Origin of the sequence: Pseudonocardia sp. ICBG1034, assembly GCF_020131375.1 — a bacterium.
Lineage (GTDB): Bacteria > Actinomycetota > Actinomycetes > Mycobacteriales > Pseudonocardiaceae > Pseudonocardia > Pseudonocardia alni.
Genome location: NZ_JAHLEK010000017.1, coordinates 333632 through 349922, shown reverse-complemented (window position 1 = coordinate 349922; position 16291 = coordinate 333632). Strand labels below are relative to the sequence as shown.

At 76.0% G+C, this 16291-nt stretch carries 15 protein-coding genes; 8 read left to right on the top strand and 7 right to left on the bottom strand.

Annotated elements, in window-relative coordinates:
- Positions 1-3 precede the first annotated feature (3 nt).
- On the bottom strand, positions 4-291 hold the full coding sequence (locus tag KPF22_RS16530) for a YrhK family protein (RefSeq protein WP_224402602.1): 288 nt from the start codon (positions 289-291) through the stop codon (positions 4-6).
- A 55-nt stretch (positions 292-346) separates the two neighbouring features.
- Here KPF22_RS16530 and KPF22_RS16525 point away from each other — a divergent pair, with 55 nt between their 5' ends.
- Complete coding sequence (locus KPF22_RS16525; RefSeq protein ID WP_224402601.1) at positions 347-1618, top strand: APC family permease; 1272 nt, start codon at positions 347-349, stop codon at positions 1616-1618.
- 43 nt (positions 1619-1661) lie between these two features.
- Here KPF22_RS16525 and KPF22_RS33190 read toward each other — a convergent pair whose 3' ends face one another.
- Positions 1662-2117, bottom strand: coding sequence for a MarR family winged helix-turn-helix transcriptional regulator (locus tag KPF22_RS33190; RefSeq protein ID WP_208825562.1), 456 nt, complete (start codon positions 2115-2117; stop codon positions 1662-1664).
- 71 nt (positions 2118-2188) lie between these two features.
- Between KPF22_RS33190 and KPF22_RS16515 the strand changes: the two genes are divergently transcribed.
- Positions 2189-3991 carry an ABC transporter ATP-binding protein gene (locus KPF22_RS16515; RefSeq protein WP_305080334.1) on the top strand — a complete coding sequence of 601 codons (1803 nt, stop codon included), beginning with the start codon at positions 2189-2191 and terminating at the stop codon, positions 3989-3991.
- A gap of 19 nt (positions 3992-4010) precedes the next feature.
- Here KPF22_RS16515 and mdlC read toward each other — a convergent pair whose 3' ends face one another.
- Complete coding sequence (mdlC, locus tag KPF22_RS16510) at positions 4011-5600, bottom strand: benzoylformate decarboxylase (protein WP_224402600.1); 1590 nt, start codon at positions 5598-5600, stop codon at positions 4011-4013.
- A gap of 38 nt (positions 5601-5638) precedes the next feature.
- On the bottom strand, positions 5639-5860 hold the full coding sequence (locus tag KPF22_RS16505; protein WP_208825571.1) for a hypothetical protein: 222 nt from the start codon (positions 5858-5860) through the stop codon (positions 5639-5641).
- 199 nt (positions 5861-6059) lie between these two features.
- On the opposite strand from KPF22_RS16505, the gene KPF22_RS16500 reads away from it, so the two are divergent.
- Complete coding sequence (locus tag KPF22_RS16500) at positions 6060-6977, top strand: MEDS domain-containing protein (protein ID WP_224402599.1); 918 nt, start codon at positions 6060-6062, stop codon at positions 6975-6977.
- On the top strand, positions 6974-7915 hold the full coding sequence (locus KPF22_RS16495; RefSeq protein ID WP_224402598.1) for an ATP-binding protein: 942 nt from the start codon (positions 6974-6976) through the stop codon (positions 7913-7915). The genes KPF22_RS16500 and KPF22_RS16495 overlap by 4 nt, the downstream gene beginning before the upstream one ends.
- Positions 7916-7936: 21 nt before the next feature.
- On the opposite strand, the gene KPF22_RS16490 is transcribed toward KPF22_RS16495, so the two are convergent.
- Entirely contained in the window at positions 7937-8704 is a 768-nt protein-coding gene (locus tag KPF22_RS16490) for a PIG-L deacetylase family protein (protein ID WP_224402597.1), read from the bottom strand.
- A gap of 14 nt (positions 8705-8718) precedes the next feature.
- Positions 8719-9141, bottom strand: coding sequence for a hypothetical protein (locus KPF22_RS16485; RefSeq protein ID WP_224402596.1), 423 nt, complete (start codon positions 9139-9141; stop codon positions 8719-8721).
- A gap of 49 nt (positions 9142-9190) precedes the next feature.
- Between KPF22_RS16485 and KPF22_RS16480 the strand changes: the two genes are divergently transcribed.
- Positions 9191-10354 carry an SGNH/GDSL hydrolase family protein gene (locus tag KPF22_RS16480; protein WP_224402595.1) on the top strand — a complete coding sequence of 388 codons (1164 nt, stop codon included), beginning with the start codon at positions 9191-9193 and terminating at the stop codon, positions 10352-10354.
- A 27-nt stretch (positions 10355-10381) separates the two neighbouring features.
- Here KPF22_RS16480 and KPF22_RS32715 read toward each other — a convergent pair whose 3' ends face one another.
- Positions 10382-11056 (bottom strand): hypothetical protein, encoded by a 675-nt coding sequence (locus KPF22_RS32715; protein ID WP_308010413.1) that lies wholly within the window; start codon positions 11054-11056, stop codon positions 10382-10384.
- A gap of 182 nt (positions 11057-11238) precedes the next feature.
- Between KPF22_RS32715 and KPF22_RS16465 the strand changes: the two genes are divergently transcribed.
- The 3 genes from KPF22_RS16465 to KPF22_RS16455 all read left to right on the top strand — a co-directional run bounded on the left by KPF22_RS16465 (position 11239) and on the right by KPF22_RS16455 (position 16286).
- Positions 11239-11916: a maleylpyruvate isomerase family mycothiol-dependent enzyme gene (locus tag KPF22_RS16465; protein ID WP_224402593.1), complete on the top strand. Its 678-nt coding sequence runs from the start codon at positions 11239-11241 to the stop codon at positions 11914-11916.
- 70 nt (positions 11917-11986) lie between these two features.
- A complete protein-coding gene (locus KPF22_RS16460) occupies positions 11987-15397 on the top strand; it encodes a bifunctional proline dehydrogenase/L-glutamate gamma-semialdehyde dehydrogenase (RefSeq protein ID WP_224402592.1) in 3411 nt (1136 codons plus the stop codon).
- A 40-nt stretch (positions 15398-15437) separates the two neighbouring features.
- Positions 15438-16286 (top strand): HPP family protein, encoded by an 849-nt coding sequence (locus KPF22_RS16455; protein WP_224402591.1) that lies wholly within the window; start codon positions 15438-15440, stop codon positions 16284-16286.
- Positions 16287-16291 lie beyond the last annotated feature (5 nt).

The following is a 16291-nucleotide window of genomic DNA, read 5'->3' as shown; positions in this document are numbered from 1 at the left end:
GGGTCAGAAGTCGTGGCCCGCCTCCGGCGGCGCCCCGGTGATCCGCCGCAGGTGCACCCGGCGCGCGAGCCGGATCAGCGGGCGGATCATCAGCTCGATCGAGCCGACGAGGAACAGCCAGGTCCCCGCGTAGGTGGTGGCCTCGTGGAAGAACAGCACGCTGCCGACCACGAACCACAGCGCGACCAGGATGTCGTTGACGATGCTGAGCACCTCGTACCGCTGCCGGACGACGAGCTCCTCGCGACCGATGGTGAACGTCAGCGGGCGGTCGTGCGCGGTCTGTCCCATGAGCCGCCGGGTACCCCGCCGACCGGCCGGTCGCACGCCGGGGAAGGGTGAGCACGTGCACACGACCCCGCAGCGCCGGCTCGGTACCGGTGACGCCGTCGTCCTCGGTGTCGGCTCCATGCTCGGTGCGGGGGTGTTCGCGGTGTTCGGGCCCGCCGCGGCGATCGCCGGGACCGCGCTGCTCCCGGCGCTGCTGGTGGCCGGGGCGATCGCGACGGCGAACGCGATGTCCTCGGCCTGGCTCGCCGCCCGGTACCCGGAGTCCGGCGGCGCCTACGTGTACGGGCGCCGCAGGCTGGGGGAGACGTGGGGGTTCCTCGCCGGGTGGGCGTTCGTCACCGGCAAGACCGCCTCGTGCGCCGCGATGGCCCTGACGCTGGGCTCCTACGCGTGGCCGGAACACGCCCGCGCGGTCGCGGCGGCGGCCGTCGTCGCGATGGTGGCGGTCAACCTGCGCGGCATCACCCGCACCGCGCTCGTCACCCGGCTGCTGGTCGTGTGCACCGTCGCCGTGCTGGCGGCGGTGGTCGTCGCCGCGTTCTCCCGGCCGGCCGTCGTCTCCCCGTTCGACGGCTGGGCCGGCGCCGGTCCGCTCGCGGTGCTGCAGGCGGCCGGGCTGCTGTTCTTCGCCTTCGCCGGCTACGCCCGCATCGCCACCCTCGGGGAGGAGGTGCGCGACCCCGGCCGCACCATCCCGCGGGCGATCCCGCTCGCGCTCGGCCTGGTGCTGGTGGTCTACGCCGTCGTCGCGGTCGCGGCGCTGCGGGCCGCCGGTCCGGACGCACTGGCGGCCTCCGCTGCGCCGCTGGCCACCGCGGCCGGGGACCCGACGGCGCCGCTCGTCCGGGTCGGGGGTGCCCTCGCCTCGGCCGGGGTGCTGCTGGCACTGGTCGCCGGGGTGGGCCGCACCGTGCTGGCGATGGCGCGCGACCGGGAGCTGCCGGTCGCGCTGGCCGCGGTGCACCCGCGGTTCGCGGTGCCGCACCGCGCCGAGCTGGCCACCGGCGCCGTCGTGCTGCTGCTGGTCCTGACCGCCGCCCCGGTCACCGCGATCGGCCTGTCCGGGTTCGCGGTGCTGCTGTACTACGCGGTCGCGAACGCCGCGGCGCTGACCCTGCACCGCGACCGGCCGTGGCGACGGGCGCTGTCGGGGTCCGGGCTGCTCGGCTGCGTGCTGCTGGCGGTGCTGCTGCCCCCGGTGTCGGTGCTCACCGGGACGGTCGTCCTGGCGGCCGGGACGGTGGTGCGGGCCGTGGTCCGGGCCGCGCGCGACCGGGGATCGCGGCCGCCGACGGGGCACGGCCGGTCGGACCCCACCGGGCCCTGAGCCCGGCGACCGGGCCGCGCCCGGGAGCGGCGGACCACGGCGCTCAGCAGGGGTGGTGCCCGTCGGTCCCGTCGCGCAGGACGCCGAGGATCCGGGTCAGCTCGCGACGGTCGGCATCGGACAGCCGGGCGAACAGGGCCTCGGCGCCGTCGGCCCGAGCGGCCCGCACGGCCTGCGTCGTCGCCGCGCCCTTGTCCGTGACCCGCACCAGCACCGCCCGCCGGTCCGCCGGGTCGGTGGCCCGCTCGACCATCCCGAGCCCGGCCAGTGCGTCGACGACCTCGGTCGCCGAGCGCGGGGTGATGCGCAGGTGCCCGGCCAGTGTGCCCGGGCGCATCTCGCCGTGACGGACGAGCGTGCCGAGCGCCCGGGCCTGCGACGGCGTCAGACCCCAGCCCGCCAGCCGCTCGGCCGAGGCGTGGCGCAGCGAGCGCGCCACCGACCAGAACGTGTCGACGAGGTCGCTGCGCGAGGTCCTGGTCTGGTCCCGGTCCGGCACGGGAACAGACTAGCAAGCGATGCTGTTGCTGCCTCATAGTGAGGTAGCCACAACATCGTGAGGAGCAGTCCTTGGACCCCCGACCCCCGAACCGGCCCGGCCGGCCCGACACCCGCACCTCCTCCCCGGAGGAGAAGGAACAGGCCCGCGCGGTCTCGCTACGGCGCATCGGCGCCCTGTTCGCCCCGCACCGGGGCCCGCTCTCGGTGGTCGTCGCGACGATCGTCGCCTCGTCGATCGTCGGGATGGCCTCGCCGTTCCTGCTGCGCGAGGTCATCGACGTGGCGCTGCCGCAGCGCGACGTCGCCCTGCTCGCCTGGCTCGCCGGCGGGATGGTCGCGGTCGCCGCGGTCACCGCCGCACTCGGCGTCGCCCAGACCTGGATCTCCACCCGCATCGGCCAGGAGGTCATGCACGGGCTGCGCACCGGCGTCTTCGCCCACCTGCAGCGCCAGAGCCTGGCCTTCTTCACCCGCACCCGCACCGGTGAGGTGCAGTCGCGCATCACCAACGACATCGGCGGCATGCAGTCGGTGGTCACGAACACCGCGACCTCGGTCGCGTCCAACCTGACCACCACCGTCGCGACCCTGGTCGCCATGCTCGCACTGTCCTGGCAGCTCACCCTGGTCTCGCTCGTCGTGCTGCCCCCGGCGATCCTGCTGACCCGCCGGGTCGCCCGCACCCGCCGCGCGATCACCGCCGCCCAGCAGCGGGAGCTGGCCGACCTCAACGTCACCGTCGAGGAGAGCCTGTCCGTCGACGGCGTCGCCCTGTCCAAGACCCTCGGCAGCGGACCGGAGCTGACCCGGCGGTTCACCGACTCCTCGTCGCGCCTGATCGGGCTGGAGCTGCGCTCCCAGCTCGCCGGACGCTGGACGATGGCCGTCACCCAGGTCGTGTTCGCCGCCGTCCCGGCGGTCATCTACCTCGCCGCCGGCCTGCCCTTCGCGGCCGGGACGATGAGCATCGGCACCCTGGTCGCGTTCACCGCGCTGCAGGGCGGGTTGTTCCGGCCGGTCATGGGGCTGCTGAGTGTCGGGGTCCAGATCGTGGCGTCGCTGGCGCTGTTCGCCCGGATCTTCGAGTACCTGGACCTGACCGTCGACGTCGTGGAGCCGGAGCACCCGGTCGCGGTGGACCACGACCGCGTCCGCGGGCACGTGCGCCTCGAGGGCGTCACCTTCGCCTACCCGGGTAGCGACGCCGCCGCCGTCGCCGGCATCGACCTCGACGTCCCGGCCGGGACCACCCTGGCGCTGGTCGGCGAGACCGGCTCCGGCAAGACCACCCTGGCGGGGCTGGTCGCGCGGCTGCACGACCCGACCGCGGGCCGGGTCACCATCGACGGTGTGGACCTGCGGGACATGGCCGCCGCCGACCTCACCCGGATCGTCGGCGTCGTCGGGCAGGACACCTACCTGCTGCACGCCACCGTGCGGGAGAACCTGCGCCACGCCCGTCCGGACGCCACCGACGCCGAGATCGAGGCCGCCGCGCGCGCCGCACAGGTCCACGACCTGATCACCGGCCTGCCGGACGGCTACGACACCGTCGTCGGCTCGCGCGGGCACCGCTTCTCCGGCGGGGAGAAGCAGCGCATCGCCATCGCCCGGACGCTGCTGCGCGACCCGAAGGTGCTGGTCCTCGACGAGGCCACCAGCGCGCTGGACACCCGCACCGAGCGGGCCGTGCAGGCCGCGTTCGACGCGCTGGCCCACGGCCGCACGACGATCACCATCGCGCACCGGCTGTCGACCGTGCGCGACGCCGACCGGATCGCGGTCGTCGACCACGGCCGGATCGTCGAGTCCGGCAGCCACGACGAGCTGCTCGCCGACGCGGGCCGCTACGCCGCGCTGGCCACGGTGTGAGCGGCGACGGGATGGGCGCCTACGCCACGCCCGGGGCCGTGACGACCTCGACCAGCCGCGGCCCGTCGGCGGCGAACGCGTCCTTCAGCGCGGCCGCCGCCGACGCGGCGTCGGACACCGACACCGCCGGGACGCCGTAGCCCTCGGAGATCTTCACGAAGTCCAGGCCGGGGACGTCCAGGCCCGGTGTCTCCCCGGTGCCCAGCAGCCCCGCGAAGCCGCGCAGCGCACCGTAGGTACCGTTCTTCAGGATCACGAAGACCACCGGCACCCGGTACTGCGCCGCCGTCCACAGCGCGGTGATGCCGTAGTTGGCCGACCCGTCGCCGACGAGTGCGACCACCCGGCGCGCCTCGCCGTGGGCCAGCTGCGCCCCGACGGCGGCGGGCAGCCCGAACCCCAGCCCGCCGGAGGCGGGGAACAGGTAGCTGCCCGGCTCGGTGAGATCGGCCTGGGCGACGAAGTCGTCGATGGTCGAGGTGGACTCGCAGACGTGCACGGTCCCGGCCGGGGCCGCGTCGCGGACCAGCGCGAACAGCTGCTGCGGCGGCACGTAATCCTCGGCGCCCCGCGGTGCGGGCGGCCCGGACCGGGGCGGCAGCGGCTCCCGCCCGGAGGCGGGCACCCGTCCGGCGAGCGCGGCCAGCGCCGGGCCGACCGGGCCGACCCACGCCTCGCCCATCGGGGCCCGTGCGGCCTCGGCCGGGTCCGCGGTCAGGTGCAGCAGCCGGGTGCCCGCCGGCAGCAGGTCACCGGGGACCCACTGGTGGTAGCGGAACACCGGCGCGCCCGCGACGAGCACGACGTCGTGCCCGGCCAGCCGGTCGGACACGTCGTGCACCGAGGCCGGGAGGATCCCGCGGAACGCCGGGTGCCGGGTCGGGAACGGGCACCGCGACGCCGACGGTGCGATCCAGACCGGGCAGGCGAGCCGCTCGGCGAGGGCGACGGCGTGGTCGTTGGCCCGGTCCGCGTCGACCTGCGGGCCCAGCACCAGCACCGGGTTCGCCGCCCCGGCCAGCGCCCCGGCCAGCTCGGAGAGCGCCGCCTCACCGAGCTCGGCGGCGGCGGTCGCACGCCGGGACGGCAGGTGCGCGGCGTCCGGGCCCGCCTCGCGGGACCAGTCGTCGTAGGGGACCGAGAGGTAGACCGGCCCCCGGGGGGCCAGCAGCGCGGTGTGCACCGCCTGGGACAGCGCACGCGGTACGTCCTGGGCCGACGCGGGCTCGGCGGCGTACTTGACCAGCGGGCGTGGCAGCGCGGCCGCGTCCACGTTGGTCAGCATGACCTCCTGGCCGACCGTGGACCGCACCTGCTGGCCCGCGGTCAGCACGAGCGGGGAGTGGGAGTAGACGGCGTTGGTGAGCGCGCCCATCGCGTTGCCCGACCCGGACGCCGCGTGCAGGTTGACCAGCGCCGGGCCGCCGGTGGCCAGGGCGTAGCCGTCGGCCATGCCCAGAACGGCACCCTCGTGCAGGCCGAGTACGTAGCGCACCCCGTCGGGCATCGCCGCGAGAAAGGGCAGCTCGTTCGAGCCGGGGTTGCCGAACACGGTGTCGATGCCGTGGGCTGTCAGCACCTGCCAGCCGGCCTCGCCGACGGTCGTCATGGGGCTCCTCGGGTCGCGGGACCTCACCGTAGGTGCCCTCAGCGGTGTGCGGCGACCCGCTCGGCCCGGGCGCCGCGGCGCACGTGGGCGACGACCAGCGGCCGCACGGCCAGCGCGGCGGCGGCCAGGACCAGGGTGACGGCGGTGGGTGCCAGCGGCACGGAGACGATCGTGGCGACGGCCAGCAGCACCATGAGCACACCGGCGAGCACGACCGTGCGCACCTCGGTCGACCGCGACTGCGGAGCGGCTCGGAACATGGCGTCCACCTCCTGATCGGCGCCCGGGCGTCCTGCTCGCACCGTGCGCCCCGAACACCGGAGTTCGGTCCGGCTAACTCTACTCCTCGGCGCGCCTGAACAACAGCGTCGGGTCGCCGTGGAACCCGTGATCACTTATCGTGTACGCAGCGTCACACCTGTCGGGGGGCCGTCGGGGACGCCACGACGGGGGTGATGTGTGACCGCACCGGTACGGGATCCCCACCGGCACGTGCTGACCGTGCCGGTCAGCGACGAGCAGCTCGCCGAGGACGTCGCCGCGTTCCTGGCCGAGGGGCTCACGGCGGGGGAGCGGGTCGCCTACTTCGACGACGACACCGCCGGGCTGGTCCTGTCCCGCCTGGCCGACGACGGCGTCGACGTGACCGGGCCGCTGCGGTCCGGGCAGTTCCAGCTCGTCCCGGGCGACTTCACCCGCGCCGCCCTGCACGCCCCGCTCGACGAGCTGACCGGGGTGATGGAGCAGAACATCACCTCCGCCCTCGACGACGGCTGGGCCGGGCTGCGCTTCAGCGGTCAGATGGACCACGGGTTGCGCCGGCCCGGGGGACAGGTGCTCGACGAGTACGACCGCAGGCTCGACGACGCCGTCCGCGACCACCCGCTGCGCGCGCTGTGCGTCTACGACCACCTGCGCTACCCCGACGAGCTCATCGCGACGATGCGCAGCCTGCACCCCGCCGAGCTGACCGCCGCCCCGCTCTACGACGACAGCCTGCTGCGCGTCACCGAGATCGGCCCGGCCCGGGTCCGGCTGGCCGGCGAGATCGACCACGCCAACCGGCCCCAGGTCCGCCGGGTGCTGGCCAGGCTGATCGACCGGGTCGTGCGCGGCGACGTCGGCGAGGGCACGCTGACCGCGGACCTGTCCGCGCTGCGGTTCGTCGACGTCGCCGGTGCGGTCGGCCTCGTGCACGCCGCCGACGAGCTCCCGGTCAGCGTGCGGCTGCGGCTGGTGAACCTGCGCCCCGGTGTGGCCCGGCTGCTCGAACGCTGCGGTGCGGGGTTCGCCCCGCAGCTGGAGATGAGCACCCGCGAGCGGCACGCCCTCTGCCCCGCCGACGCGCTGGGCCTCGCCGGGGGTGCGGCGGAGTGAGCGGGCTGGTGCACGCCCTGTGCCGGCACGGCGGCGACGACGACCTGACCGACCGGCTCGCCGACACCGTGCTCGACGCCCTCGCCGCGGGCGGGTCGGTGGCGACCCTGCTCCGCCCGGTCACCGAGGTCGCGCTGCGCGGCCGGGTCGCCGAGGCCCTCGGCGCGGACGCCGTCGCCGGTCTGCTGCGGCTGCGCCGCGACTGCGGGCCCGACGGCCCGTCGGGCCAGACCGAGGCGGCGCGCCTGGCCCGGGTCCTGCGCGCCCGCCACCGCGGCGTCGCGGGGCCGGTGGCCGTCGTCGTCGAGCACTCCGCGGACCTCGACGACCCGCGCGGCGCCTACCGGGGCGAGGTCGAGGCGGCCGCGGCGCTCGCCCTGGCCGACCTGCCGCTGCGGCTGCTCTGCTTCTTCCCGGCCGACCTGCCCGGGCCCGTCGCCGAGGTCGTGCGGCGCGCGCACCCGTTCGTCCTCGACGGCGGCAGACCCGTCCCGACCGGCGTCGACGCCGACCCGCGCCGGCTGCTCGACGGCGTCGGCGCCCCGGTGCCCGCCGAGCTCGGCGCCCCCGCACGGGAGTTCCGGTTCGACGCCACGCAGCTGCGCGACGTGCGCCGCGCCGTCGACGGGGCACTGCGCGGCCAGGGGTTCCCCGACAGCCGCGCGGAGGACGTCGTCGTCGCGGTGAACGAGGTCGCCACGAACGCCGTCCACCACGGGACGCACACGGCGCGGCTCATGCTGTGGACGCCCGAGCAGGATGTCGTCTGCGAGGTCCACGACGGCGGCCGGCTCGCCGACCCGCTGCCCGGCCTGGCCCCGCCGGACGCGGGCCGCGCGCACGGGCGCGGGATCTGGATCGCCCGCCAGCTCTGCGACCTGCTGCACGTCTGGGGCGACGACGCGGGCACCCACGTCCGCATCCGCGCCGCCGCCTGAGCCCACCCGGGCCCGGGGGTCTCAGCGCGTGTCGAGCGCGTGGAAGGACTCCACCAGCCGCCCGGACGGGAACCCGGCCCGCTTCGCCAGCGACCCGGACCACTGCCCGATCATGTCCTCCAGGCCGGTCATGTGCGCGGTCTGGCTCGCGTGCGCGCGCAGCGCCGCGATCTTCACGTCGATCGTGTCGGTGATGTCGACGTGTCGTGCCCCCTCGGGGTCGTCGGCCGGGGCCGGACCCATGACCCACACCTCGCCGACCGTGTGCGCCTCGTACCCGGCCTCGGCCAGCTCGGGGAAGGCGTAGGGGTTGCGCGCGTCGGGGTAGACCGCGCACAGGGCCGCCTCGCCGGTCGCGGTGTGGTCGGGGTGGCTGCCGTACATGCTGCGCAGGTCGCGCACCGGCTGCGGGACGACGACCCGGTCCGGCCGGACCTGCCGGATCACCCGGGCCAGGTCCCGGCGCAGCTCCAGGGTGACGGTCAGCCGCCCGTCGGGGTGGCCGAGGAACACCAGGTCGGTGACGCCGGCCTCGGCGGCCGCGGCGGTCTGCTCGGCCCGGCGGATGCCCGCGATGTCGCTGCGCGGCACGGCCGGGTCGAAGCCGCCCGCGTCGCCGTCGGTCACCAGGCAGTAGGTCACCGCGACCCCGGCCGCGGTCCACACCGCGACGGTGCCGCTGCAGGAGAAGTCGATGTCGTCGGGGTGCGCGGCGATCACCAGCACGCGCTCCACCCCGGTGTGCGCGCGGTCGTCGGCCGCCGTGCGCTCGTCCTCGGTCGCAGTCACCCGGTCATCCTGGGTCACGCGCCGGAGGCGGTCGTCAGCAGGACCCCCACCACGGACCCGGCCGACCACACGAGCGCACGGACCAGGTTGACCCGCAGCAGCCGACGCAGGTCCCCCGGGTGCGCGGCCGGGTCGAGCCGGCCGTGCAGCGACACCGCGGGCAGCGTCACCGCGACACCCGTGGCGGCCGCCACCGCGGCCACCCACACCAGCGGCTCGCCGGGCGCGAGGACCAGCAGCGTCGCCGTCGCGAGCCCCTGCGCGACCCACGGCGGACCGACGACGAGCGTGATCGCCCGGCTGTGCGCGGCGTGGTAGCGGGCCCACGACCCGGCCGGGACCAGCGCGAACGCCGGGTAGACCACCACCTGCACGGTCCAGGCGATCCCGGCCAGCAGCGCGGTCGCGACGGTCTGGACGACGGCGGCGATCAGCACCGTCCGATTCTCGGGTGAACCGGCGCCGCGCGCGTGCCAGGCTGCCGGGGTGATCACCACCGCGATCGGGCCCGAGCTGCTGCACGGCGTCCTCGACGCCGTCGACGGCGAACGGGGCCTGCTCCCGCAGCGGCTGCCCGCCCCCGCCCGCGCCCGCAACACCGACCCGCAGCTGGCCGGCGCGCAGAGCCAGCCGTCCGGGGTGCGCGTCGTGTTCCGCACCGCCGCGCGGACCGTCGAGCTGGAGACCCTGCGCACCCGGATCGGTCTCGTCGGTGCCCCGCTGCGGCCCGACGGCGCCTACGACCTGCTCGTCGACGGCCGGCCGGCGGGCAGCGCCACGACCTCCGGCGGCAAGCTCCTGATGACCGATCCGGCGACGGGGGAGGTCGCGGTCACCGACGGCCCACCCGGTCCGGTGCGGTTCACCCTGCCCGGCCGCGACGCGCTCGTGGAGATCTGGCTGCCGCACAACGAGATCACCGAGGTCGTCGCGCTGCGCACCGACGCGCCGGTCGCCGTCGTCCCGGCCGGTGGGCGCCCGGTGTGGCTGCACCACGGCAGCTCGATCAGCCAGGGCAGCAACGCCGCGGGGCCCAGCACCACCTGGCCCGCGCTCGCCGCCCGCACCGCCGGGGTCGAGCTGGTCAACCTGGGGTTCTCCGGCAGCGCGATGCTGGACCCGTTCGTCGCCCGCACGCTGCGCGACACCCCCGCCGCCATGATCAGCGTCAAGATCGGGATCAATGTCGTCAACGCCGACCTGATGCGCCGACGGGCGTTCGCGCCCGCCGTGCACGGGTTCCTCGACACGATCCGCGACGGGCACCCCGACACCCCGCTGCTGGTGGTTTCCCCGGTGCTGTGCCCGATCCACGAGCACACCCCGGGCCCGGGCGCGCCGGAGGTCGTCGACGGGCGGCTGCGGTTCCGCGCGACCGGCGACCCGGCCGAGGTGGCGGCGGGGAAGCTGACGCTGTCGGTGATCCGCGAGGAGCTCGCCCGGGTCGTGGCCGGCCGCACCCCGCAGGATCCGGCGCTGTCCCACCTCGACGGCCGTGAGCTCTACGGGGACGCCGACGCGGCCGAGCTGCCGCTGCCCGACCGGCTGCACCCGTGTCCCGAGGCGCACCTGCGGATGGGGGAGCGGTTCGCCCGGCTGGTGTTCGGTGCGGGAGGCCCGTTCCACGCCGCGGGCCCGCGCGACCGGTGACCGGCCACGGGGCCCGCGGGCGCGGGCTCAGCTGCCGTCCTGGTCCAGCTGCCCCTGGAGGCGGTCCTCGAAGTCCTGCTGGCACTGCGCGATCGCGGACTGGTCGGTGCCCGCCTGCTGCACGCAGCTGACGTACTCGTCCCCGCCGACCTGGTTGAACACGCTGAGACCGAAGGCGACGACGGCGATCGCGATGACGATGCCGACCAGGCCGAGCACGAGCCCGGTGATCGCGACCCCGCGGTTGGTCGCGGCGCCCTTGGACGCCCGGCTGATCCCGACGATGCCGAGCGCGACCGCGACGACACCGAACAGGGCGCCGACCAGGAAGAACCCGAGCAGCACGGCGAGGATGCCGAGCACCAGCGCGGCGATCCCGATGCCGTTGCGCGGCGGGGTCGTGGGCGCCCCGCCCTGCGGCCACCCCGGCGCCCCGGCGGGCGGCCGGTCCGGGTAGGCGGCCGGGTCGTGGCCCTGCGCGCCGTACTGCTGCTGTCCGTAGGGCTGCTGTCCGTACTGCTGGCCGGGGGGCTGCTCCCCGTACTGCGGCTGCTGCCCGTCGGGCTGCCGGCCGTACTGCTGACCGGGCTGCTCGCCGTACTGCTGGCCGCCGTAGGGCTGGTTCTGCTGCGTCGGCTGGTCCAGGTTGTGCGGGTCCTGCGGGTCCCCGGGGCGACCCGGGTACGGGGGTGGGCTGCTCACGCTCGTCCTCTCCTCACCGACGCACCGGGTGGTTCCCGGTGCCGGCGGTGCCGTCCGGCGGAGTCGCCGTGACCGTCGTCGCCGTCGTGTCCGGTTCGATGATCCCCAGGTGCCCGGGCTCGGTCCAGGCAAAACACCCATGGGACGGCACAGGGGCCCCGGTCGTGGTGGGATCGGTGCCCGTGAGCGGTATCGACGAGATCGAGGAGTGGACCCGGGCGCAACGCCGGGTCATCGACCTGGTGCGGGACCTGCCGCCCGAGCGCGCGGAGCTGACGGTCCCGTCCTGCCCGGACTGGACCGTGCGCGACCTGTTCTCGCACATGGTCGGCCTGGGCGCGGACGTGGTGCGTGGCGACGAGCCCGACGACCACAACGAGGAGTGGACGGACCGGCAGGTGCGGGCGCGGCGGGACCACGACGTGGCGGCACTCGTCGCGGAGTGGGAGTCGCTGACCGGCCCGCTGCGCGACTGGATGGCGGCCCACAACACCCGCCCGCTCGGCGACGTGATCATCCACGAGCAGGACCTGCGCGGTGCCCTGCGCGAGCCCGGCGGGCAGCACACCCCCGGCCTCTACGCGGTCATGGACACGTTCCTGGGCCGGTTCGCCGCCGCGGTCGGGGACCGGGCGCCGATCGCCCTGGTCGGTGACGGCCGCCGCTGGGTGTCCGCGGGCGACGAGGCGGGGGCCGCGGTCGTCGTGCGGGCCCCGGACTTCGAGCTGGCCCGTGCCCTGGTCACCCGCCGGTCGGCGGCGCAGCTGCGGGCCTGGACCGAGCGCGGCGACGTCGAGCCCTATCTGGACGCGTTCGCCCTGCTCGGGCCCCTGCCCGGCACCGACCTCACGGAGTCCTGACCGCGGTCGTCACCGGATTGTCAGCACCGTCGACGTGACACGGTCCTGACAGTGGGTCCAGACTGGCCGGGTGAGCGTGCACCCCACCCACCCCGTCCCCGCCCTCGACGACGCGCTGACCGGGCGCGCCGTCGGGCGCGTCCGCCGCTGGACCGAGCGCACCGGTACCGCACCGTCGTCGGGCTCCGGCCGCGGAGCGGACCCGACGCAGCGGCTGGCCGCGCTGATGCACGACCCCGCCGGGGTCGACTTCACGCTGCGCTTCGTCGACCGCGTCGCCCGCCCCGCCGACGACCGGGTCGCGGCCCGTGAGCTGGCCCGGCTCGCCGGGGCGGGCGCCGCACTGCCCGCGTTCGTCACCGGCACCGACCGGTTGCTGCTGCGGGCCGGCGGCCGGCTGGCGACGGCGCTGCCGCACGTCGTCGTGCCCGCGGCGCGGTCGCGGCTGCGCAGCCTGGTCGGGCACCTGATCGTCGACGCAGGCGGACGCGGCCTGGACCGCCGCCTCGCCGCGGCCCGGCGCGACGGGCACCGGCTGAACCTCAACCTGCTCGGCGAGGCGGTCCTCGGCCACGACGAGGCGGACCGGCGCCTCGCCCGCACGATCGCGCTGCTGCGCCGGCCGGGCGTCGACCACGTGTCGGTGAAGGCGTCCTCGGTCGTCGCCCAGCTCGTGCCGTGGGACCTCGAGGGCAGCCGCGACCTGCTCGTGGACCGGCTGCTGCCGCTCTACCGGGCCGCCCGCGAGCACGGCGTGTTCGTGAACCTCGACATGGAGGAGTACAAGGACCTCCACCTCACCGTCGCGTTGTTCACCACGCTGCTGGCGCGCCCGGAGTTCCACGACCTGCCCGCCGGGATCGTCCTGCAGGCCTACCTGCCCGACTCCGTCGCCGCGCTCGACGAGCTCGGGGAGTTCGCCGTCCGCCGTGCCGCCGCCGGCGGGGCGCCGATCAAGGTCCGCCTGGTCAAGGGCGCGAACCTGGCGATGGAGCGGGTCGACGCCGAGCTGCACGACTGGCCGCAGGCGCCCTACGCCACCAAGGCCGAGGTCGACGCCAACTACGTACGGCTCCTCGACCGCGGCATCGGCGGCCCGCACGCCGACGGGATGCGCCTGGGCGTCGCGTCGCACCACCTGCACCACGTCGCGCTCGCCCTGGAGCTGGCCGACGCCCGCGGTGCCCGGGCCCAGCTGGACCTGGAGATGCTGCAGGGCATGGCCCCCGCGTTCGCCGACGCCGTCGCGGGCGACCTGCCGGAGTCCGGGCCGGGTTCGCAGCTGGTGCTCTACACCCCCGTCGTGCACCGCGGCGACTTCGACACCGCCGTGTCGTACCTGGTCCGGCGGCTGGAGGAGAACGCGTCGCCGGAGGGCTACCTGTACACGCTGTTCGCCCCCGGCTCGGGCGGTCCGGCGACCTACCAGGAGCGGTTCCTCGCCTCGGTGCGCGACCGCGACGCCGTCGCCGACACCCCGCGCCGCACCCAGGACCGCACCGTGTCCGCACCCGTCGGGACCGACGGCCCGCTGCCCGGGGACCCGGTGCCCGCCGGGTTCCGCGCCGAGCCCGACACCGACCCGTCACTGCCCGCGAACCGGGAGTGGGCCCGTCGCGCCGCGACGACCGCCGTCGCGCGGACCGAGGTCCCCGTCGTCACCGACCCGGCCGCGGTCGACGCCGCGGTCGAGCGCGCCCGCACCTGCGGCTGGAGCGACGTCCCCGCCGCGGAGCGGGCCGCGACGCTGCGCCGCGCCGCCCGCGCGCTGGCCGCCGCCCGCGGGACGCTCCTGTCGGTGATGCTGCACGAGGCGGGCAAGACCGTCGCCGAGGCCGACCCCGAGATCTCCGAGGCCGTCGACTTCGCCGCCTACTACGCCGAGCGCGCCGCCGAGCTCGACGGCGCCCCGTTCACCCCGGACCGGGTCGTGGTCGTGACCCCGCCCTGGAACTTCCCGGTCGCGATCCCGCTCGGCGGCTGCCTCGCCGCGCTCGCCGCGGGCGCCCCGGTGCTGCTCAAGCCCGCCCCGCAGGTCCGCGAGTGCGCCGAGGCCGGCGTGGCCGCGCTGCACCGCGGCGGGATCCCGCGCGAGGCACTGCAGCTGCTGCCCACCGACGAGGCCGACGCCGGACGCCGGCTCGTCACCCACCCCGGGATCGACCGCGTCGTGCTCACCGGCTCGTCGGAGACCGCCGCGCTGTTCCGGTCCTGGCGGCCCGACCTGAACCTCGTCGCCGAGACCAGCGGCAAGAACGCACTGGTCATCACCCCCGCCGCCGACCCGGACCTCGCCGTCGCCGACCTCGTGCGCTCGGCGTTCGGGCACGCCGGGCAGAAGTGCTCCGCGGCGTCGCTGGCCATCCTCGTCGGCCCCGCCGCGACCGGCTCGGCCACCGGGAGGCGGCTGCGCCGCCAGCTCGTCGACGCTGTCACCACCCTGCGCGTCGGCCCGGGAACCGACCTCGCGACGACCATGGGCCCGCTCATCGAGGCGCCCTCGGCGAAGCTGCACCGGGCGCTCACCACGCTGGAGCCGGGGGAGCGGTGGCTGGTGCGCCCGCGCCGGGTCTCGGAGACGGTGTGGACACCGGGCGTGCGGGCCTGGGTGTCGCCGGGCAGCTGGTTCCACCGCACCGAGTGCTTCGGCCCGGTGCTCGGCCTGATGGCAGCCCGCGACCTGGACGAGGCGATCGCCTGGCAGAACGACACCGGCTTCGGCCTCACCGGCGGCATCCACTCCCTGGACTCCGACGAGATCGCGCACTGGCTCGACCGCGTCGAGGTCGGCAACGCCTACGTCAACCGGCACATCACCGGCGCGATCGTGCAGCGCCAGTCCTTCGGCGGCTGGAAGGGCTCGGTGCTCGGCCCGGGCGCCAAGCCCGGCGGACCCAACTACGTCGCCCAGTTCGGTACCTGGCACGACGGCGACCTCCCCGGGCCGGGACCGACGTCCGGCCCGGCCGCGGACCGCGTCCTGGCCGCGGCGGCCGACCTCGACCCGGCCGCCCGTGACCGCCTCGCCCGCGCCGCCGCCTCCGACGCCCGCGCGTGGGGCACCGAGTTCGGGATCGAGCACGACCCGACCGGGCTGGCCGCGGAGTCCAACGTGTTCCGCTACCGGCCCGCCCCGTCGGCGACGCTGTGGTGCGGCACCGGTGCCGCCCGCGCCGACGTCCTGCGGGTGCTGCTCGCCGCGGCCACCGCGGGGGTCCCGGTCCGACTGCACGGGCCGGGGGTCCCGCCGGGCGAGGTCCCGGGCGGGGTGCACGGCGGCGACGGGCTCGTCCCCGTGGCGGGCGAGCGGATCCGGGCCCTGGGCACCGTGCCCGACGGTCTGCGGGCGGCCGCCGCCCAGGTGGGCGCGTCGGTCGTGGACACCCCGGTGGTGCTGGACGGACGCCGGGAGATGCCGTCCGTGCTGCGGGAGCAGGCGGTCAGCCGCACCCGGCACCGGTTCGGCCACCTCGAACGGTGAGCGATGGCGGACGCACCGTCGCCGTGGTTACGGTGCGTCCATGGTGGTGCGTGCCCGCGATGTCATGACCGAACGCGTCGTCACGATCTGGGCGGACGCACCGCTGGCCCGGGCGCAGGAGCGGATGGCGGAGTCCCGGTTCTCCGCCCTGCCCGTGGTCGACCGGCGGTTCTCCCTGGTCGGGGTGATCTCGCTGGTCGACGTGCTGCGCCACCGCGACGACCCGCACGCCGTCGTCGGCGACGCGATGACCGAGCAGGTCGTGTCGGTGCTCCCGACGACGAACGTCTCGATCGTCGCGCACCGCATGCGGGTCTACGGCGAGCTGCGGCTGGTGCCCGTCGTCGACAAGGGCATCCTGGTCGGTGTGATCACCCGCAGCGACCTGCTGCGGCACCGGCACTCCGGTGGGCGGCTGCGCCGCACCGCCCGCCGGATCGGCGGTGTCGTGCCGGTGGCGCCGCTGCCGGAGGCGATGGCGCCGCGCGGTGCGGGCCGGATCGGCGGCCGGCCGACGTCGTCGCTGCGGGTCGCGGACGTGATGACCGACGGCGGGCTGGTCGCGATCCCGCCGGAGCTGGCCCTCGACGAGACCGCCGAGGTCCTGCTGTCCTACCGGTTCACCGCGGTCCCGGTCGTCGACGACCGGGACCACCTGCTGGGCATCGTCTCCGAGGCCGACCTCATGCACGGCTCCCTGGACGGCGGGCGGCGGCTGCGGGCCCGCACCGTCTCGGAGGTGATGACCCGCGACGTCGAGGTCGTGCACCCGGGCGACCCGCTCACCGACGCCGAGGACCTGCTGTCCCGGCGCGGGTTCCGGGTCGTCCCGGTCGTCGACGCCGAGGACGTGCTGGTCGGGGTGCTCAGCCGCAGCGACCTGCTCTGACCCGC